The sequence below is a fragment of the Citrobacter amalonaticus genome (assembly GCF_002918555.1).
GTDB lineage: Bacteria > Pseudomonadota > Gammaproteobacteria > Enterobacterales > Enterobacteriaceae > Citrobacter_C > Citrobacter_C amalonaticus_A.
The window spans coordinates 146,668-167,108 of sequence record NZ_PQMB01000006.1 but is presented as its reverse complement, the minus strand read 5'-3'; the positions used below and the strand labels follow the sequence as shown (position 1 = coordinate 167,108).

At 53.1% G+C, this 20,441-nt stretch carries 18 protein-coding genes; 4 read left to right on the top strand and 14 right to left on the bottom strand.

The window, feature by feature from the left end:
- Window positions 1–197 precede the first annotated feature (197 nt).
- The 3 genes from C3432_RS23430 to hglS all read right to left on the bottom strand — a co-directional run bounded on the left by C3432_RS23430 (window position 198) and on the right by hglS (window position 4,978).
- Entirely contained in the window at window positions 198–1,853 is a 1,656-nt protein-coding gene (locus tag C3432_RS23430) for a glucan biosynthesis protein D (protein WP_103779413.1), read from the bottom strand.
- A 227-nt stretch (window positions 1,854–2,080) separates the two neighbouring features.
- Window positions 2,081–3,589, bottom strand: coding sequence for a carboxylesterase/lipase family protein (locus C3432_RS23425; protein ID WP_103779411.1), 1,509 nt, complete (start codon window positions 3,587–3,589; stop codon window positions 2,081–2,083).
- Window positions 3,590–3,634: 45 nt separating this feature from the next.
- The gene (gene hglS, locus C3432_RS23420) at window positions 3,635–4,978 is read right to left on the bottom strand and encodes a 2-oxoadipate dioxygenase/decarboxylase HglS (protein ID WP_103779409.1); all 1,344 of its coding nucleotides are present in this window, start codon (window positions 4,976–4,978) and stop codon (window positions 3,635–3,637) included.
- A 237-nt stretch (window positions 4,979–5,215) separates the two neighbouring features.
- Here hglS and pcaH point away from each other — a divergent pair, with 237 nt between their 5' ends.
- Both pcaH and pcaG read left to right on the top strand, forming a co-directional pair.
- Entirely contained in the window at window positions 5,216–5,953 is a 738-nt protein-coding gene (pcaH, locus tag C3432_RS23415) for a protocatechuate 3,4-dioxygenase subunit beta (protein ID WP_103779407.1), read from the top strand.
- The gene (pcaG, locus tag C3432_RS23410; protein ID WP_103779405.1) at window positions 5,953–6,573 is read left to right on the top strand and encodes a protocatechuate 3,4-dioxygenase subunit alpha; all 621 of its coding nucleotides are present in this window, start codon (window positions 5,953–5,955) and stop codon (window positions 6,571–6,573) included. The genes pcaH and pcaG overlap by 1 nt, the downstream gene beginning before the upstream one ends.
- A 37-nt stretch (window positions 6,574–6,610) precedes the next feature.
- Here the strand turns inward: pcaG and C3432_RS23405 are convergent, their stop codons facing one another.
- Both C3432_RS23405 and C3432_RS23400 read right to left on the bottom strand, forming a co-directional pair.
- Entirely contained in the window at window positions 6,611–7,513 is a 903-nt protein-coding gene (locus C3432_RS23405) for a manganese-dependent inorganic pyrophosphatase (protein ID WP_103779403.1), read from the bottom strand.
- A 110-nt stretch (window positions 7,514–7,623) separates the two neighbouring features.
- Window positions 7,624–7,923, bottom strand: a complete 300-nt coding sequence (locus C3432_RS23400; protein WP_103779401.1) for a DUF1889 family protein — start codon at window positions 7,921–7,923, stop codon at window positions 7,624–7,626.
- Window positions 7,924–8,273: 350 nt separating this feature from the next.
- Here C3432_RS23400 and C3432_RS23395 point away from each other — a divergent pair, with 350 nt between their 5' ends.
- Window positions 8,274–9,197 (top strand): LysR substrate-binding domain-containing protein, encoded by a 924-nt coding sequence (locus C3432_RS23395; RefSeq protein WP_103779399.1) that lies wholly within the window; start codon window positions 8,274–8,276, stop codon window positions 9,195–9,197.
- Window positions 9,198–9,337: 140 nt separating this feature from the next.
- Here C3432_RS23395 and C3432_RS23390 read toward each other — a convergent pair whose 3' ends face one another.
- The 7 genes from C3432_RS23390 to cybB all read right to left on the bottom strand — a co-directional run bounded on the left by C3432_RS23390 (window position 9,338) and on the right by cybB (window position 16,317).
- Window positions 9,338–11,026, bottom strand: coding sequence for a methyl-accepting chemotaxis protein (locus C3432_RS23390; protein WP_103779580.1), 1,689 nt, complete (start codon window positions 11,024–11,026; stop codon window positions 9,338–9,340).
- Window positions 11,027–11,195: 169 nt separating this feature from the next.
- Complete coding sequence (locus C3432_RS23385) at window positions 11,196–12,314, bottom strand: S-(hydroxymethyl)glutathione dehydrogenase/class III alcohol dehydrogenase (protein ID WP_103779397.1); 1,119 nt, start codon at window positions 12,312–12,314, stop codon at window positions 11,196–11,198.
- Window positions 12,315–12,352: 38 nt separating this feature from the next.
- Window positions 12,353–12,628 carry a metal/formaldehyde-sensitive transcriptional repressor gene (locus tag C3432_RS23380; protein ID WP_103779395.1) on the bottom strand — a complete coding sequence of 92 codons (276 nt, stop codon included), beginning with the start codon at window positions 12,626–12,628 and terminating at the stop codon, window positions 12,353–12,355.
- Window positions 12,629–12,975: 347 nt separating this feature from the next.
- The gene (map, locus tag C3432_RS23375) at window positions 12,976–13,755 is read right to left on the bottom strand and encodes a type I methionyl aminopeptidase (RefSeq protein ID WP_103779393.1); all 780 of its coding nucleotides are present in this window, start codon (window positions 13,753–13,755) and stop codon (window positions 12,976–12,978) included.
- Window positions 13,736–13,954, bottom strand: coding sequence for a ParD-like family protein (locus C3432_RS23370; protein ID WP_103779391.1), 219 nt, complete (start codon window positions 13,952–13,954; stop codon window positions 13,736–13,738). Before C3432_RS23370 ends, map begins: the two co-directional genes overlap by 20 nt.
- Before the next feature lie 260 nt (window positions 13,955–14,214).
- A complete protein-coding gene (locus C3432_RS23365; RefSeq protein ID WP_103779389.1) occupies window positions 14,215–15,540 on the bottom strand; it encodes an MFS transporter in 1,326 nt (441 codons plus the stop codon).
- Between the two features lie 246 nt (window positions 15,541–15,786).
- On the bottom strand, window positions 15,787–16,317 hold the full coding sequence (gene cybB / locus C3432_RS23360; RefSeq protein ID WP_103779387.1) for a cytochrome b561: 531 nt from the start codon (window positions 16,315–16,317) through the stop codon (window positions 15,787–15,789).
- A gap of 189 nt (window positions 16,318–16,506) precedes the next feature.
- Between cybB and gap the strand changes: the two genes are divergently transcribed.
- Window positions 16,507–17,508, top strand: a complete 1,002-nt coding sequence (gene gap, locus C3432_RS23355) for a type I glyceraldehyde-3-phosphate dehydrogenase (protein WP_103779385.1) — start codon at window positions 16,507–16,509, stop codon at window positions 17,506–17,508.
- Window positions 17,509–17,708: 200 nt separating this feature from the next.
- Here gap and aldA read toward each other — a convergent pair whose 3' ends face one another.
- Window positions 17,709–19,148 carry an aldehyde dehydrogenase gene (gene aldA / locus C3432_RS23345; RefSeq protein ID WP_103779383.1) on the bottom strand — a complete coding sequence of 480 codons (1,440 nt, stop codon included), beginning with the start codon at window positions 19,146–19,148 and terminating at the stop codon, window positions 17,709–17,711.
- A 197-nt stretch (window positions 19,149–19,345) separates the two neighbouring features.
- Window positions 19,346–20,146 (bottom strand): YdcF family protein, encoded by an 801-nt coding sequence (locus tag C3432_RS23340; protein ID WP_103779381.1) that lies wholly within the window; start codon window positions 20,144–20,146, stop codon window positions 19,346–19,348.
- Window positions 20,147–20,441 lie beyond the last annotated feature (295 nt).

The following is a 20,441-nucleotide window of genomic DNA, read 5'->3' as shown; positions in this document are numbered from 1 at the left end:
TAAGAAATACATCCGTCATACTTCAAGCTGCAGGTGTGTTGGCTTTCCTGCAACCCGAATTATTTAGGGCTTACACACTTTCAGCTTACTCATTTTTCACCGGAAAAATGCGAGCAGGATCGAGTTTGAATCGTGTACAGAGAATTCCTGAGGACTTACCACGAACGGCCCCTCCGCAGGAGAAGCCGTTATCAGAATCAACGCATAATGCGATCGTCAACGTAGTTACGCTTGTCAGGCGCGGGAGGGAAATATTGATACAGCCAGGTTTCGCTGATGGCCTCGCCCTGACAGCGCAGGAACATGCGCATATCCACCGGCTCCGTTGAGTCAGAGGTGGGATACCAGTCAAACTGAATGCGATAGCCGTCGAACGGTTCAACGTAAAGGATTTCGATCTGCTTCGCTTCGCCGCTGGAGAGAGTGATGACCGGCTCAATGCCCTTTGGTGCGGCGGCTTTCAGATCGCCCCCCACAAAATCAACCGCGAAACGTCGCGCCCATTTCTCCGGGTAGTGCTCACCCGGCGCCCAGCCTTCCGGGAATCCGCCCATGCCGGTTCGGGTCGCCATTACGCGGGCCAGCGGCGAACGAACCGGCGGCTGCGCGCTCCAGTAAAGTCGATACTGGAACGCCAGCTCATCGCCCGCCTCAATGGTTTTTTCCGGCTGCCAGAAGCAAACCACGTTGTCCAGCGTTTCGCCGGTGGTCGGGATCTCCATCAGGCCGATGGTTCCCTTACCCCATTTATTGCGCGGCTCGACCCACAGGCTTGGGCGCTTGTTATACCAGCCCATGATGTCCTGATAGTGGGAGAAATCACGGTCCAGCTGCAATAAACCGAAGCCTTTTGGATTGTTATCGGTCCAGGCGTTGAACTGCAACTTCTGCGGATTGTTCAGCGGTCGGCAGATCCATTCACCATTACCACGCCACATCGCCAGACGGTCAGAGTCATGGATTTGCGGGTGGATCGTGTCGCACATGCGGCGCTCGTTATTGCCGCAGCTGAACATACTGGTCATCGGTGCAATACCCAACTGCTTAATATCTTTGCGCGCATACAGGCGGTTATCCACCTCCATGATCACCTGGCTCTTTTCACAGTGGATCACGAATTTGTAGGCCCCGGTGATACTTGGGCTGTCCAGCAAGGCATAAACCGTAAAGGTGGTATCGCCCGGCTTGACGGTATCGAACCAGAATGCGGTAAAGTCCGGGAATTCTTCTTTGGTATCGGTGTAGGTATCAATCGCGAGGCCGCGGGCTGAAAGCCCGTACTGATACGTGTCGTCTACTGCACGGAAGTAGCTCGCCCCGAGGAAAGACACCACGTCGCGTCGCGCCAGCTCCGGCGCTTTAAAGACGCGAAATCCGGCAAAGCCGAGGTCGGTCTGCCCTTCCAGCTGTCTGGTATCCACCCCGGCATCGTTATATTTGAACAGCTCAGGGCGGAAATGGATCTCACGCGCCTGATGCGTCTTCGCATCCACAGAGAACATGCGTACCCGGCGACGAAACCCCATCCCGACATGGAAAAACTGCGCGTCTAGCTGGCGGCCTTCGACGTTGTTCCACAGAGATTGCGCCGCGTCGTACTGAATACTGTTGTATGCCTGGGGCGTCAGATTAGCCAGCGTGTCCGGCAACGCACGCGGCGCGCCGCCCCACGGTTTTTGCGCTAAATCATGGGCCATCGACTGCAGAACAGAGAAATCAAAACGGGTAACCTGCCCGTCCGCAATGTCGGAATCTGCCGCGTGGGCAGCACGAGTAAAGAGTGAAGCAATACCACTGGTACCGCACACGGCGGCCATTGCCATTGAACCTTTAATAAAGCGTCTACGATCCATACCTGAAAGTGAGTCCTTCTGGTCATGTGAATGGTCCCGCGCTGGCGCTTGACAGCAGCAAGAGAGTGCAGATTTCTGAGCGCCCACTCTAGACAAAATTCATTAATAATCCAATTGTTGCCCGCCGATTATCTGAACAAAACAGAAAATATTTTGTGTCGATGAGAACAGACTGAATCCCGTGTAAATCTGGATGTGCAAACTTTCAACTTACCTCAGAATGCTGGCTAATCCAGATTTACATGATGCTTCATCACCCGTTTAAACAGCGACATTCGCGCCCGCATAAAACGATTCTCAATCTTAAAACCGGCAAATTTATTCAGGCCGATACGTAACAGGCGATCGCGTCCACGAATGCAGGCGGGCCATCGCACAGGTCCGGGCAACACTTCGCAGTCACGGCAGGCATTGCGGGCAAAATTCACCCAGTAATCGGCGATATGCGCGGCAAACGCCAAATCGTTTTCATTAACGTAATTGCGGGAGGGTTCTGCGAGGGTCAATGTATCAAACACATAGGGCACTTCGTTACCATGCCATGCGCCGTTGGCGTAGGTGTCGTGTTCAGCCTCTGCCACATAGTCAAACCAGTAGCGCCAGCACGGTTCACCCACCCGCTGCTGCGCCTGCATCACCACGTACCCGAGCGTGGTGAACGCCATATCGCGACAAACCTGACGTCCCAGTTCCACATCCCCCTTCACGCCGGGGTAAAGCAGTTTGATTAACCCAAGACCGAAGCGGCGCTCCCGGCGTAGTTTCTGGATTTGCTCCGCGAGATCGACGCCAAAGACCGCCATGACGCTTGCTTCATCACTGTTTGAGCCGATCAGTACGGGCATTGCATGCTGTTTTCCGGCGAAGAATACGTCAAGCATCGACTCCGGCAACACCGCGTCGCCGGAGATCGGCGTGGGGGAAATTTTAAACGGCGCGCCTAACGGCCAGAATGCGTCCGCCGGGATCGCACGCAGTTGTTCAGCGGTCGCATCGCGTAAGCCAAAATGTTCTGCCAGCGCAATCCCGTTTTCGAGCGCAATTTCGCGCGGGGTATCGGGCAACGTATATCCGCTCTGAATAATGGCCTTGTGGAATAATCCTTCAGCCCGCGGCGAAGCCATTAACGACAGGATGCTGCGCGCCCCTGCGGATTCGCCAAATAGCGTCACGTTGTTTATATCACCGCCAAAAGCCGCGATATTTTCCTGCACCCAACGCAATGCGGCAATTTGATCGAGCAGCGTAAAATTGTTTACGCATTCGTCCTCTTCCCCCTCCAGGGCGGGATGCGCAAAAAAGCCGAGATGTCCGAGACGGTAGTTTATCGTCACCACGACAACGTTACGGTGTGCCAGCGCGCGGCCATCATAAGGCGGCAAACTGCCCGCCCCGATGGTAAAACCACCGCCGTGCAGCCAGACCATCACCGGGAGTGGCTGCGGTCGATCTGCCGGTGACCAGACATTGAGGTAAAGGCAGTCTTCAGAAAACGCGCCCGGATCGCCGCCCCCCAACGCCTGACAATATTCGATATCCTGCCAGCTGGCGCAGGAAAAGAGGTCTGCCTGACGTACATTCTGCCAGGGTGTCACAGGCTGCGGCGCACGCCAGCGCAGCTCACCCGTGGGCGGCGCGGCATAAGGAATACCCCGCCAGATGTGGATATCGTCCTGGACGATACCCATGAGCTTCCCTTGTTTTGTGTCAACCAGAGGGATGTCGGGATTTAGCATGTCCGTTTCTATCCGTAAAATACACTTCCCAACAGGATACCTTGTTCAGAGCAGGCCGCAACGACGTTTGCTGCGCTCTTCCGCCTCCTGGTATAACGCAAACTCGTCATAGACCGGGCACCCCAGCGCCTGTTCAAACGCATCGCGACTGGCGTTGCCATGACTCCGCGCCTGGGTTTCGTTCCCCAGATTTGACTGGAAAATCCCCGCAGCGCTGACCGGTAGAAAATCTTCATAGGTGATGGGTTGCGCCACCACCCAGCCACGTTCAATGAAGGGTTGCGGATCGTCGCCCGGACGGATCGCGTTACGATGCGCTTCCCCTGTCGGGGTGAGACGATAACGGAACCAGGCCAGCCCCTGCTGACGCAGTAAGAATTCACTGTCCGGGAAGACCCTGAACACCTCCTGCAAATGCAGCTGGTGGGTAAGGTTGTCTTTGCCCATCCCCGCTTTGTGCAACAATTCATCGTAGAGCTGACGGCCTTTCTGCGTCAGCGCCGCTCCGCGTTGCTCTATCTCGCCAAAACGCGCCGTGTGAGTCCCCTGCCTCTCTCCGGCAAACAGCACTGGCTCTTCCAGCGCCTTGAAACTGGTCTGGCGCAACAGAATCGGCACTTCGCGGCGCGGAGGGCCTTCGATAAGCATTTTGGGTTCGATACCACACTCAGGCATCATTGCCTGCGCCCGGTCGATATCCAGCGTACGCGGGGTCAGATGGTTAATATGACACCCGGGAAAGCAGACCACATCGGCAATCAGACGATGTTCATGGTGCAGCGCACGGTAGGTCGCCTCATCCACGGTGGCGTGGCGGTGCCAGCGGAACGTCTCCAGCGCCTCCTTAACGAACTCTCGCGCCTGAAGGTCGGTAAAACGCTTTTGTGCATCATACTCATCCAGTAACTGGCGGCAGCGCGGCGTAAAGATATCGCGCTGCGCCAGAATCTGCGCCGCGCGTTGACGCAAGCCCACGTTTTCAATCAACTCAAGACGCAGTAGCGATGTAAAGACGCGAAACGGATTACGTGACAATGCGGCGTCATCAATCGGACGAAATGCCGTTGAGTGCACCGGAACCCCCGCCTGGGAGAGATCGTAGTAACTCACCGGATACATGCCCATAATGGCGAACATCCGACGCAGCGTAGCCAGCTCTCCTGCCGTGCCAACCCGGATCGCGCCGTGCCGTTCTACATTAAGCCGCGCCAGTTCATCCGCATTTGCCAGTTTCTCATGGAGCGCGGGATGATTTTCCAGTACCGCCAGATTCACATCAGCCACAAGTTCCAGCAGCGTGCCGTATTGTGGAACTTCCTGCTGGTACATTGCTGACATTGCCTGCGAAAAATGTTCCCGAATCTCATCTGCCGTGATGGTGTTCGCCATAATGTCATTCCTTCAGTGAATATTACCTGGAGTGTAGGAAACCCCATTCACTCCGGTGGGAAGAATTTACAAAGTGTGATCTCACCTGAATTCGCCGGTACACCGATTCAGCACACGACGCATAGCGATTGGTTATGAAAATAACGGCATAAATTCACTTTAAATTAACATTGCATTTACACAAACTCGTTCTGCGGTATTAAAACAATAACCCTGTACCCCAATCTGGAGTTCGCTATGAATGAGAAATGGCCGCCACGCGAGGTTATCCATCGCGATTATCGTTGTCACCCACCGGCTTACGCCCCCGGCTACAAAACCAGCGTATTACGTTCACCACGCAATGCACTGATTTCGCTGCAAAATTCCCTGTCGGAAATTACCGGTCCGGTTTTCAGTAATGACGATCTCGGTCTACTGGATAACGATCTGATCATGAATTACGCCAAAGACGGGTTGCCGATTGGCGAGCGTATTATCGTCCACGGCTATGTCCGGGACGGTTTTGGCCGCCCGATGAGAAATACGCTGGTCGAAGTCTGGCAGGCCAACGCGGGAGGACGCTACCGCCATAAGAAAGATCGTTACCTCGCGCCTGTCGATCCGAATTTTGGCGGCTGTGGTCGGGTGTTGACCGATGAAAATGGCTACTACTTCTTCCGGACTATCAAACCGGGTCCTTATCCGTGGCGTAATCAGGCCAGTGACTGGCGACCTTCGCATATTCATTTTTCATTATCCGGAGATGCCTTCGCCCAGCGTTTAATCACGCAAATGTATTTTGAAGGGGATCCGTTGATTAAGCAGTGCCCGATTGTCAGAACCATCAATAATGATGACGCCATCCGTACGCTGATTGCTGAACTGGATACCCACGCCGCAGTACCGCTGGACTGCCTGGCGTATCGATTCGATCTTGTGCTGCGCGGCCAGCGCGCAACGTTGTTTGAAAACCGAACCCAGGGGGCCGCGTAATGAAAGATTATTTAGCCGAAACCGCTTCGCAGACCGCAGGGCCTTATGTGCATATTGGCCTGGCGCCGGATGCCGCCGGGTTTCATATCTTTGAGAAGAATTTCAGCCCAACGCTGACCAACAGCCATACGCAGGGCGAGCGTATTGCCATCGAAGGGAGAGTGATTGATGGTTCAGGAACGCCGGTTCGCGATGTGCTGCTGGAGATCTGGCAGGCCAATACGCACGGACGCTATAACCATCCGGCGGACAGGCAGGAAGAAAAGCATCATGATGCCGATTTTCGCGGCTGGGGCCGTACCTGCTCGGACTTCGACAGCGGCCTGTGGCGCTTTGACACCATCAAGCCTGGCCGCGTTGTTGGCCGGGACGGACGCGAAATGGCGCCTCACGTTAACCTGTGGGTCGTCGCGCGGGGTATCAACATTGGCCTTAACACCCGTATGTACTTTTCCGATGAGCAGGAAGCCAATCAGTGCGATCCGGTACTGAATCTGATTGAATGGGAAGTTCGCCGCCAGACGCTGATCGGTAAACGTGAACAGCGTGGACAGGAGATCGTTTACCGATTCGATATCCACCTTCAGGGGGAAAACGAAACGGTCTTTTTTGACATATAACAGCGAAACCGGGTTGATGGCTCAACCCGGTTTCACATCAGACTCGCGGTTCCAGATGGCTTTCCAGCCACGGCAGCATCTGTTTTTTCCGGCTTAACATCCCTTCCACCACCACAGGCTGCGGGAGTTCGGCAAGCTCACGCCCGGCAAACCACAGGCTGGAGTTGCCGAGATTAATATCCGTCAGCATCAATACCACCAGCGCCATCTCGTTTTGTGCGGCGTAATCCGCCATTTCAGCGCGAAGCGCCTCCATGACCTCTTCAGCCTGACTGAGCGCATACAGTTCAAGCTGGGCCACGCATACTTTATGTCCATGAATGGTAAACGTTTTACTATCTTTATTGAGCAGATCTCTGGCACTCATCCCTTCAATGCTGGTTTTGGCGCTCAGTAATCCGGCGCTGAAATCCTCCAGCGCAATCCCTGCCATGTGGCTCAGCTGTTCGACAGCCAGGCGATCGTCATCAGTGGTTGTGGGGGAACGAAGTGTGACAGTGTCACTTAAAATCGCCCCCAACAGCAAAATCGCCTGGGATGCAGTAATCTGGCCCCTGCACTCATCGCTCATCAGTTGCCACAATAGCGTTGAACTGCTGCCCACCGGTTTCACCCACACTTCAGGAGGCAAGCGTGTCACCAGTCCACCTAAGCGGTGATGGTCAATAATACCCACAATGTTACTGTCTGAAAGAGACGCTGGTCCCTGAGTGGGTTCGGTAAAGTCGACCAGCCAGACATCGCGATCGGTAAGAGCGTGACTCAGCAAGGGAGGAACCGGAAGTCCTGCCTGCGCGAAGATGAACCGGGTTTCACGGTTGGCTTCTCCCAGCCGCCAGGCACAGGCCTCTTGCCCACGAAAGTTCAGCCAGCGTGCCGTCATAAACGCGGTGCATATGGCATCGCTGTCAGGGTTCAGATGACCCAGAACATGTATCATCAATTTAACCTTTTTCAGAAGCCTGCAGTATCACCTGAGGTCAGAGACAGAGACTCTCGCATCAAAGGCGAGAGTCTCTGGAGAGAAAAATTTATCAGCCTGCGCCCGGCTTAGACCAGCGCACGCAGTTGCTCACGCATATACACAGAGAAATATTCGGGATCCCTGATCAGCACCCCCTCCCCGGACTCTATTTTGGTCGCCCATTTGGCCACTTTTTCTGTAAAACCGCTATTCCACCCCTCCCGCTCCCCGCGAGCCGTCACATCTGCCGCGCTAGCCGGAACCCCCAATTCTTTCAGGTACGTTAAAATCCCCTTCGCTGTACTTTCATCCATTGGCTGCGGCGCTGAAGCTGACGTATTCATACCGTTAATGAAATCCAATGCTTTATCAATGGCTGCTGGCATACTTTTTTCCTTAAAATAACCCTGTAAGAAACACGTCTTTAATATGACCTCAAATCGATCTAAATATCAAAGAAATCAACAAATTTATTTATTTTTTCTTTAATCAGATCACCCACCCTGCGGTGGCTAAAACATACCCTCCTGCGGGCTTCCGGGTTCCCGGAGCAGAAAGCCCCGGAAAGCGATGTGAAGCATCTCTGGTTATCGTTGTTTTTGTGGAGACTTATAAGGTAAGCAAAAGAAACAGCTGTAACTTAATTGAGTTAAATGTTAATAATATTTTGCAATCAAGTTATCAAAAACAAACAACTTCACTTGTCACCGGCATCTCTCTGTTTTAAACATCGCTTATGGAAAAAAATAGTCTGTTTAGCCAGCGCATCCGTTTGCGCCACCTTCATACTTTTGTCGCCGTCGCACAACAAGGAACTCTCGGGCGTGCGGCTGAAACCCTTAACCTGAGTCAGCCAGCGTTGTCAAAAACGCTTAACGAACTCGAACAACTTACCGGCACCCGCCTTTTTGAACGCGGACGCCTGGGTGCCCGGCTCACGCTGCCAGGAGAGCAGTTTCTGACCCACGCCGTAAAAGTACTCGATGCCCTTAATACCGCCGGACAGGCGCTGAATCGTAAAGAAGGTTTGGGCAATGACGTGGTGCGCATTGGCGCGCTTCCCACCGCCGCACTGGGGATCCTTCCTGCCGTCATTGGGCAGTTTCACAAGCAGCAGAAAGAGACGACGCTCCAGGTTGCCACCATGAATAACACCATGCTGCTGGCCGGACTCAAATCCGCAGAGATTGATATTGGTATTGGGCGAATGTCGGATCCTGAACTGATGAGTGGGCTTAATTATGAGCTGCTGTTTCTGGAGTCGCTGAAGCTGGTTGTACGCCCAAATCACCCTTTATTGCAGGAGACCGTCACGCTCAGCCGCGTGATGGAATGGCCCGTGGTGGTTTCGCCGAAAGGAACGATCCCCCGGCAGAATGCGGAAGCATTGCTGCAAAGTCAGGGCTGTAAGATGCCATCAGGGTGCATTGAGACGCTTTCAGCCTCACTCTCGCGTCAGCTTACGGTCGATTATGATTACGTCTGGTTTGTGCCTTCCGGCGCCGTAAAAGAAGATTTACGCCAGGCGACGCTGGTGTCGCTCCCGGTACCTGGGCAGGGTACCGGCGAGCCGATCGGGATCCTGACGCGCGTCGATTCCCCTCTCTCCTCGGGTGCCCAGACGCTGATCAGCGCCATTCGTAAATCAATGCCGTTGTAATACAAAGGAACCATCCGGTACTGACACCATCACGCCTGTTTTGCCGGATGACCGACCTGACCTGTCTAAAAAGAGTACATTGGCCCGATAAGCTTGCGCCATCGGGCATTTCAGGCCTGGCCATCACTCTCAAAGGACGATTAAAACGTTTCCCAGTTGCCGCCATCACTGGTGACCGGCTGCGGTGAGGAATAAGCCAGACCTGCCGCAGGCAAGGCGTGCTTAATCACACTTCCCCCCTGCAAACGGAATGTCCCAACGGACTGCGTCAGGCGTGCGGCCTGCTCTTCTAGCGATGCGGCAGCTGCGGAAGCCTCTTCGACCAGCGACGCGTTTTGTTGCGTCACTTTATCCATCTCTGAAATTGCCTGACTAACCTGCACAATGCCACGGCTTTGCTCATCCGAAGCCGCTGCGATTTCCAGCATAATATCCGTCACACGTTTTACCGCATCGACAATTTCTGTCATCGTGTTCCCCGCTGCGACAACCTCACCAGACCCCTGATCGATAAGCCTCACCGACTCGCTGATTAATCCCTCAATCTCTTTCGCCGCCTGCGCGCTACGGCTGGCCAGCGTGCGCACCTCACTGGCCACCACCGCAAATCCACGTCCCTGCTCACCCGCCCTGGCCGCTTCCACCGCCGCATTCAGCGCCAGAATATTGGTCTGGAAAGCGATACTGTTGATGACCGCCGTGATTTCAGAAATTTTCTTCGAACTGCTGGAGATATTGCCCATTGTGGTCACCACGCCGGAGACGATTTGCCCTCCGCGGCTCGCCTTCCCGGAGGCATCTTCCGCCAGTTTACTGGCATGATGCGCGTTATCTGCGTTCTGCTTCACCGTGGCCGTTAACTGTTCCATACTGGCTGCCGTCTGTTCAATCGCGGCTGCCTGTTCTTCTGTACGGGATGACAGGTCCGTATTGCCTGACGAAATCTCGCTGGTACCACGGTAAATCTCTTCTGCCCCCTGGCGAACGCTTCCCACGGTCTTCACCAAAGCGTGCTGCATCTCCTGAAGGTGGCGACTCAGGCGGCCTATTTCGCTACGTCCCGTGAGTTCATCCGACACGGTCAGATCGCCTGCGGCAATCTGCTCAATACGCTTCGCGGCACGTTGCAGAGGATGAATTACCGTACGGCGCAAAACAACAAACGTTATCAGGGTCAGGATTAGCGCCAGAGCAAATGCGCCAATCATAAAGACCCGTCCCAGCTGGCTACGTTTATGCGCCAGTTCCCTAAGCTGACTGGCTCGCTCGGTACGCAGTTCAATGGCTTTAAGCAACACCTTGTTGTAGGCAGCGTCCAGCGCGCGGACCTGTTCACTTTCATGGTTAATAATCGCTTCAAACATGCCGTTTTTAGCATATTTCAGCATCGGCTGTAGCCCATCAATATATGCGTTGAAGCTGGCATTCAGATCGGCATCTAATGCTTGATCCGCCGGGGTTTTCACCGCCCGTGACATATAGGCGTTAAATCCATCTTGCGACTGTTTGATCCGCATCTCTGCCTGCGCAATGTTACTCTTCATGTCTTCCATCTCAGCAATGCGGCTCGCCGCGCCGGCGTGAATCATATTGATACGCGCGGTACGCAAGTGGCTGGAACTGTTGGAAAGCCCCATACGCACCTGGATCTCATCCGTCACATCACGCTGATCGCGATCGGCTTGCAGGAGGAAGTAACCCGCCAGGCCGGAGCTCAGCGCGAAGAGTAAAAGGATGCCACCGAGAATGGAGGAAAACAGCGGAACCAGGCGAATATGATGCAAAAAGCCCAGCTTACGCTGCGCCTGCATCTTTGTTGTAATGTCCATGACCATCGACTCTCTTGTAGGTTAACGCGTGAAAACACGCCCGTTAGATTGTCATCGGCAACCGGTGACGTTTACTTACCGCTAAAAGCGTCGGTCTCGTCACATTATTACAACATTTATTCTAAATAATTCAGGTAAGTGCCAGCGGAGCGAACCGCTGGCATACTCATCAGCAATCGCCGAAGTGGATAACGGTGCGGATAGATTTACCCTGGTGCATCAAGTCGAAGGCTTCATTGATCTGCTCAAGCGGTAAACGGTGCGTGATGAACGGATCCAGACGGATTTTACCTGCCATCGCCTCTTCCACCATCCCCGGCAGCTGCGTGCGCCCTTTCACTCCGCCGAACGCTGAGCCACGCCAGACGCGCCCCGTCACCAACTGGAATGGACGCGTTTTAATTTCCTGTCCCGCCCCCGCCACGCCAATGATAATGCTCTCGCCCCAGCCTTTATGGCAGCATTCGAGCGCCGCACGCATCACATTGACGTTACCGATACACTCAAAGCTGAAGTCCACACCACCGTCGGTAAGTTCAACAATCACCTCCTGAATCGGCTTGTCATAGTCGTCTGGATTGATGAAGTCTGTGGCTCCCATCTCACCTGCCAGTTTAAATTTCTCCGGGTTGGTATCGACAGCCAGAATACGTCCAGCTTTCGCCTGTACCGCCCCCTGAATTACCGCCAGGCCGATGCCTCCTAAACCAAAAACAGCAACGGTGTCGCCCTCTTTGACTTTCGCCGTATTATGAACGGCCCCGATCCCGGTAGTCACGCCGCAGCCAAGCAAACACACTTTGTCTAATGGCGCCTGTGGATTGACTTTTGCCAGAGAAATTTCTGCGCAAACCGTGTACTCACTGAAGGTGCTGGTGCCCATATAGTGATAAATCGGCTCGCCATTATAAGAGAAGCGCGTCGTGCCATCCGGCATCAGCCCCTTACCCTGAGTGGCGCGAACCGCCTGGCAGAGGTTAGTTTTACCGGATTTACAGAACTTACATTCGCCGCATTCAGCGGTGTAAAGTGGAATAACATGGTCACCCGGCTTCAGAGTGGTGACGCCTTCACCAACCTCAACGACCACGCCGCCACCTTCATGGCCAAGCACCGCCGGGAATACGCCTTCCGGATCGTCGCCCGAAAGCGTGAACGCATCGGTGTGGCACACGCCGGTATGGGTGATTTTGACCAGCACTTCCCCTTTTTCAGGTGGCGCCACGTCAATCTCTACAATTTTAAGCGGCTGGCCGGGGCCAAAAGCAACTGCAGCACGTGATTTCATATGTCTCTTCCTATTGCGAGTATTGTGAGGTGATCTGTTTATTTTAGATAAGCGCGAAGAAGATGGCCGATCTCAGCCATGCGCGCAGCACGCTGGTCAGGCGTGGTCTCTCCACTGACTAATTCATCTTTCAGGTGAATCTCAACCATTTCGCCCATCAGGCCGTTGGATGCGCCGCGCACGGCGGCTATTTGTTGCAGAATAGACAGGCAAGGTTCACCGGACTCAAGCGCGCGTTCCAGCGCATCAACCTGCCCACGGATCCGGCGGACGCGAGTCAGAATACGTTTTTTATCTTCAGGTGAATGCGGCATACGGCCTCCATATACTATAGGGGGGTATAGTAACAAGATGAGTGCAATTTTGAAATGAGAAAGCCGGTGGAAGATGAAATCAGGCACAGAAGAGAATCGCAATCTGGAGATGAGGCCATGCCGGAGTCGCGGGAGCAGAATAGAATGCGTGCGGGTGCCTGAGGCTTTCTGGTTTCAGGCATGAACAGGCTCCAGAAAGACGAAGGCCCCGAATTGATAACTCAACCCGAGGCCAACGCATGAACCAAATAATTCAGATGTTGGCCTCTTACTCGCTGCACGGCAAAGAGAAACAGGCTATGAAATCAAACATCTTGGTGGTGTGCCTGCTGATCGTCTGTATGACGTTAAGCCGGTTTCACTTCACCATCACGTAGCGTAAGAACCTCATACCCCTCCGCCGTCACTGCAATGGTATGTTCCCATTGCGCCGAGAGTTTCTTATCGCGGGTGACAACAGTCCAGCCGTCCTTCTTGATTTTGATCTTACTGTCCCCCTGATTCACCATCGGTTCGATGGTAAACACCATGCCTTCGCGCAGGACGACTCCGTTACCTGGCTTTCCATAGTGCAACACCTGCGGCTCTTCATGCATCTCTTTGCCGACACCGTGCCCGCAGTATTCTCTGACCACACTGTAACCATGACTTTCAACATAAGACTGAATGGCATGGCCGATGTCGCCAAGCGTGGCGCCGGGTTTGACAACCTTAATTCCCTGCCACATCGCCTCCCAGGTTTTTTTCACCAGTCGCCGCGCGAGCGGAGAAACCTCGCCGATCATATACATTTTACTGGAGTCTGCGATTAACCCGTCTTTTTCAAGTGTGATATCCACATTGACGATCATCCCCGATTTCAGATGTTCAGTCTCTTTCGGCATTCCGTGGCACACGACCTCGTTAATAGAGGTATTGAGAACATAGGGATAATCATACTGGCCTTTACTGGCTGGCCGCGAATGGAGTTGATTAACAATAAAGTCCTCGACCCGATTGTTGATCTCCATGGTCGTCACGCCTGGCTGAATAAATGCGTCGAGCATATCGAATACCGACGCCAGCAGCTTCCCTGCATGACGCTGTCTGACGAGTTCGTCAGCAGTTTTAATGGGAATTGATGGCATTGATCACCTCCAGCAAGCGGTCCGATCCCGATTTAAGCATCATCAGCTTAATTTGCTGATAGTTAAGCTCCGGGTGGAGTTCGCTCATCATGCCAAGACGGATCCAATACTCAGCCTGTGCATTCACAGAGCGCGACATGGCCTTGCTGGCATCACGGATGTCGTCATGCAGCAGGTCGGATATTTTTACGATTCCCATTTATATGTACCATTACGTTTTGTATATATATCGTATATATACAATACCATGATGTCATGCCTGTTTTCATAAATATCCGTGGCAGGATTTAATTTGTCATACAAATAGGTATAATACGGACTTCCGATGTAGACCCGTTCTCTTCACCTGCACGACGGGTCTGATTCCGTGCAGGTGCTTTATACAAAAGAAGAACCCGCCGCTGTGAACCGGCGGGTTATCTTTTTTTCATTGTCTGCTCAGCCCGCTAGCGACTCACCTCAGCGTTTTAACGGTAACCCCGCCGTCTCTTTGGCTCGTAGCACGGTCAGGAATGTAATCAATGCCGCCCCCATCACATAAAACGCCGGTGAGAATTTATCGCCCGTCGCAGTAATCAGCCAGATCGAAAACCACGGCGTGATGCCACCGAAAAACGCCACCGCAAAGTTGTAGGCGATCGACAACCCGCCATAGCGGACGCTGGTCGGAAACAGCTCAGCCATCGCCGCACTACAGGCCCCGTCGAAAGCAGCAATAAACGCGCCAAGTACCAGCATCGCCAGCACGGCAGACCACATATTCCCTTGTGCCATCAACATCATGGTCGGGTAACTGAACAGAATGAATCCGCTACACCCCGCCAGCATCAGCGGCTTACGGCCATATTTATCGGATAAATGCCCCATAAATGGCACCAGCACGGCAATCGCGAACAGACCCATTGTGGTAATCGCATAGGCGTCAAGCCGGGAAAAGTGCAGCTCAGTGGCAAGATAACCGGGCATAAACGTTTGTAACGTCCAGTGCCCTACGGCCTTCAGTACCACAAATCCAACGCAAAACAACAGCGCGCTCCATGCTTTGGTAACCGCAGAGCGCAGTGGTGCGGCTTCCGTTTTACCGGATTCAGCCACCGCGCGAAATTCCGGTGAATCCTCAAGATGTTGACGTAAATAGAGTCCCACCCACCCCAACGGTCCGGCGATTAAGAATGGGATCCGCCAGCCCCAGTCGTTCATCGTCTGCTCTCCAAGAGAAGCCGTCAGCAGAAATACCAGACCGGAGCCTGCCACAAACGCCATAAAGCCGAAGTTATCAATCCAGCAGGTGAAATAGCCGCGTCGGTGAGTGGGCGCATATTCCGCAAGGTACGTTGTCGCACCGGAGCTTTCCCCTCCGGCGGCAAATCCCTGTACCAGTCGGGTGATGACCAGCAGTACGGTCGCTGTAATGCCGATTTGGTGGTAAGTGGGCAACAGTCCCATAACGAATGTCGCGCCAGAGGTGAGGAGAATGACATTTGCCAGCACCTTCTGGCGGCCGATTCTGTCACCTAAAGAGCCGAACCATAATCCGCCCAGCGGACGCATGATAAATCCCGCGCCGAACACGGCAAACGAGGAGAGTAATGCCACGCTGGGATTGTCGGAATGGAAAAACTGCATGCCAATGATTGCCGCAAGCGTGCCGTAAAGACCAAAATCAAACCATTCGACAAAGTGACCCACACCGGTAGCCAGCAACACTTTGCGCAATTTTCGCGACACGGTCGCCTCCTGGCGGGTCGATAACTGAGAGAGAGATTGCTGAGCGGAGCGACTCATGGCGTCTCCCCTCTGCGTGAATATACCCTGTCAGAACGGATCCCTGCACTGTTTTGCATCTTCATCCCCTACGCTGCTTGCGTTAAGTGTTTCTATTATAGATATACAATTATCCTGGTGATGTTTTAACGCCCAGTTTGTTGAGTTAAAAATGTGATATCTCTCAGGGTTTACAACGAGAAAAAGCAGGTGCGGTCACATTTCGACCGTCAAAAAAGACCCTGCTTTCACAGGGTCTTTGCAGCATCAGGAGCGCTTACGCGGCATCATCCGCAAAAGCGTATTGTCCTTCCAGTAATAGTGATGCATCAGCGCAGCGGCTGCGTGAAGCGCAATGACAAAGTATCCCAGGTTTGCCAGCGTCTCATGCCAGGATTTTAACGTGTCCACGAAATCAAAATTCGCCTCAGCGGCATGGGGCATCACCATACCAAACGCAATCCAGGGATTCCCCCGGTTATACATCATCACCAGACCAATTATCGGCAGCACGATAAACAGCAGATAAATAACCAGATGCCCAAGGTGCGCCAGTCCCGTCATCATCGGCTTTGGCTTCGGAACAATCGGAGGCGTGCGAAACTTCAGTCTGAGCAGCAGCCGCGTGACCATCAAGACCAGGATGGATATCCCGCAGGAGACATGAACCATATTGAACCACGGACGATAGCTGCGCGGGAAAAATCCACGAAGTTCCATCGCACAGTAAGCCACAATGACCAGAATAAAGACCAGCCAGTGAATACCAATTTGCAGGCCAGAGTACTTATTGCTCATAACACTTCCTGAGTAAAAACAATAAAGCGTCAACATAGCGAGCTTTTGTTAAAAATTCATTAATTTTTCTTCGCTCATTATCAGACGGTTACGTTCAGGCGCAAGATGTGCAATTGCTCACACCGGTATAGTGGACTATGCCTGGAAGGGAAAACAGATTGCACTGCTAAATCCTGACAGGAGAAAACCATGAGTAAAATTGGCATTAACGGTTTTGGTCGTATTGGTCGACTGGTATTGCGTCGTTTGCTGGAAGTCAAAAGCGGAGTGGAAGTTGTCGCCATTAATGACCTGACCTCGCCTAAAATTCTTGCCTATCTGTTAAAACATGACTCCAACTATGGTCCTTTCCCGTGGAGCGTTGATTTCACCGAAGACGCTCTCATTGTCGATGGCAAAAACATCGCGGTTTATGCTGAAAAAGAGGCAAAAAACATCCCGTGGAAAGCGAAAGGTGCGGAAATCATCATCGAATGTACGGGGTTTTATACTTCCGCCGAGAAATCTCAGGCGCATATTGATGCGGGCGCAAAAAAAGTCCTCATTTCCGCGCCAGCGGGTGAGATGAAAACTATTGTTTTCAACGTCAACGATGACGCGCTGGATGCCAGCGATACAATCGTCTCCGTTGCTTCCTGTACCACTAACTGCCTCGCCCCGATGGCTAAAGCGCTGCATGAAAACTTTGGCATTAAAGTGGGTACCATGACCACCATCCACGCCTATACGGGGACACAGTCTCTGGTTGATGGCCCGCGTGGCAAGGACCTGCGGGCGTCCCGTGCGGCGGCGGAAAACATCATTCCGCATACGACTGGTGCAGCGAAAGCGATTGGCCTGGTGATCCCGGCACTCAGCGGCAAACTGAAGGGGCACGCCCAGCGCGTCCCTGTCAAAACGGGTTCCGTCACCGAGCTGGTTTCAATTCTCGATAAGAAAGTCACTGCCGAAGAGGTTAATAATGCGCTGAAAAAAGCCACAACAGATAATGCGTCATTTGGTTACACCGACGAAGAGATTGTCTCCAGCGATGTGATCGGCTCTCATTTTGGCTCCATCTTCGACGCGACGCAGACGGAAATTACGGAAGCGGGTGAACTACAACTGGTGAAAACCGTCGCCTGGTACGACAACGAGTATGGGTTCGTCACCCAGCTTGTCCGTACGCTGGAAAAATTCGTTAAACTCTGACCGCCAGGCGGAGGATACGCGTCCTCCGCAATCTCCTGCGACTCAAGGAGAAGCCATGAGCAGAAACGCATCTGTTTGGACACGGCAAGCACGGCTTTGAGATCCGTTTCCCGTTGCGATATGGCCGAAATTGATGATGAACTGGATTGCGACAAAGGTATAAACGGAGATGCCGGGCGTTTCTCACCCGGCAATGCGCGTCAGGATTGTAAATACACCACCTGGGTCTGCAAATACTCATTCAGACCATGTTTACCATCTGCGCCCCCAATGCCGGATTTACGCCAGCCAGCGTGAAAGCCCTGCATTGCTTCAAAGTTTTCACGATTAATGTAGGTTTCGCCGAATTTCAGCCCCTTGATGGCTTTCATTGCCACGTTCAGATTCTGAGTGTAAATCGAGGAGGTCAGACCGTAATCGCTGTCATTGGCCATCGCGATGGCCTCATCCAGCGTGTCAAATACCACCACAGGCAGAACCGGTCCAAATGTCTCTTCGTGCATAATGGCCATCTCCTGACGCACATCGAGCAGCAGCGTTGGCGGATAGTAATAGCCTTTACCCTCAATCGTTTTGCCACCCAGCATCACTCTGGCGCCTTCCTGTACCGCACGGGCGACTTTTTGCTCTACCCGCTCAAGGGCCGCCGCGTTAATCAACGGCCCCATCGCGATATCATTGCGCTCAGCCGGATTGCCGAACTGAACTGCTTTCATCGCTTCGCCCAGACGATTAACAAACAGATCGTAAATCCCTTTTTGGACGTAGACTCTCTCCGCACAATTACAGACCTGCCCGCTGTTAATCACCCGCGAATCTACAATGGCTTTCACCGCTAGTTCAAGGTTAGCATCATCCATGACGATGGCTGGCGCTTTCCCACCCAGCTCCAGACAGACTTTGGTGATGTTCTTCGCTGCCGTCGCCATAATTTTCTCACCCGCCGCGACGCTGCCCGTCATGCTGACCATCGCCACTTTTGGATTTCCAGCCAGCTCCTGACCCACCGTTTCACCGCGTCCCAGGACCAGATTAAACACTCCGCGTGGTAACCCGATGTCATCAACAATTTTGGCGAAGGCAATGGCGTTATTTGGCGTGAATTCACTTGGCTTAATGACGATGGTGTTGCCGGTCAACAGCGCGGGGGCCAGTTTGCGGGCAATGAGGAAGAACGGGAAATTCCACGGCAGGATCCCGGTGGTTACGCCGAGTGCCCGCTTAAACAGGAGAATGTTTTCTCCCGGACGGTCGCTTTGCAGGATTTCCCCTTCATATCGACGCGCCCATTCGGCCATATAGTCGAGGTAGTCTGCGGTAAAAGCGACTTCAACCTCAGCCAATTGCTGAGTTTTCCCACCTTCCTCCACGATCAGCGCGCTGATTTCATTCGCCCGTTCACGAATCCCGGCAGAGATCTTGCGTAGCCAACTGGCGCGTTCAATAGCCGGAAGCGCTTCCCATGCAACCTGTGCGCGTTCAGCTGCGTCAATGGCCTTCCGCGCATCCTCCGCCCGCCCCTCCGGAATGCGCGAAATCACCTCTTCCGTTGCCGGATTGATAACGTCGATCCAGGCGTCATCGTGCCAGCTCACAAACTGACCATCAATATACATAGGATGTTGTACGGGTACTGACATGGGCGACTCCTGTGATTGAAATGTTTTTAACAAGTAAAATCATTGTTAATTAATAGCAATCATGTCAGCGCAAAATCCCCTGCAATACAGATTATGTGAAGTGGTTCATAAAAGTGCGCACCAGGTGTGTCGGGAGCGAATAAGAACAGCAGGCGTGAATGCCCGTTTGGGAAAAAACCTTCGCAAACGGGCAAAAGTTAGCGTAAAGAGCGACTCGCCAGCGCAGCAATCAATTCAGCGTCACTTTTCAGGATTTGCCAGGCGACCTCAACATCATGCGGGAAATCCACATGGATAATAAAATCACGGCCCCGTGGCCCATAACCGGTTTCATCATCCCGCAGTCGTGGCACTTCACCCGCGATCAGCGAGAGATAGCGATCGACAGACCACACGCCATTATCTGCCCCGACAAACTCAACGCCCTCTTCCCCGTTGCTCAGTTCCGGAATAAACCCCGGGAAGCTCAGCCAGCGTGGCGCGTCGGGATCGTCGCAGGTGACCCTGCGAAACGTGGCTACCGTACGCCGCTGCATCGTCGGATCCTGCACAATAATCGCTGTATTGAGCGTCCCGGCCGCCTGAGCGATCAGCGCGCAGCTAAAACGCGCATTCTCACCGCAGTTGGTGGAGCGATCTTCCACCCAGATTTTCTCTCCGGGGATTTGCCAGAACTGCTGAGCGATATCCGCAAGAATGGCCGCTTCGGCCCGTCCGGTCGTCCGAATCGTGTTGTAGCGTGGATGGCTGGCAATGGCACCGTACAGAAACGTCGTGGAATGGCCAATGCCACCGCTAATCAACAACGGAATTTGCTGCACTTTAGCAATCTGACAGGCAGCCTCGATGGTTGGGATCACCGCATTTCCGGCCAGAATTACGCAGTCTGCCGGATAAGGCGCTTCACCGGAAAAATCATCCTGCGCCAGCCACCGACCGACGGTGTTTATTGCCTTAATGGTGGTATCGGAAAGTGTCGGAAACTGTCTCATGTTCATGGTTCCTCCTCTTTGTTCCTTGCAGAGTACCTGACGCCATTGCGATAACCAGTAGATCTCTCTGAAAGGTTGTAAGTTTATTTTCCGTATTTTAGTCAGAGAAGTGAAATAACCAGAAACATCTAAAAACCGCCCGGTTGCACCTGTAGATTATCCTGTCTACTTGTCCATCGTTAAAGCTTTTACGGCACATTTACCTGTTTCAAAGAGTATATCTCTGCTAAATGGCGGCTTATTTACGCCATTTTATTCGCATAAGACTTGTCAAATGTTACAAGTAAACCTAGGTTGATTA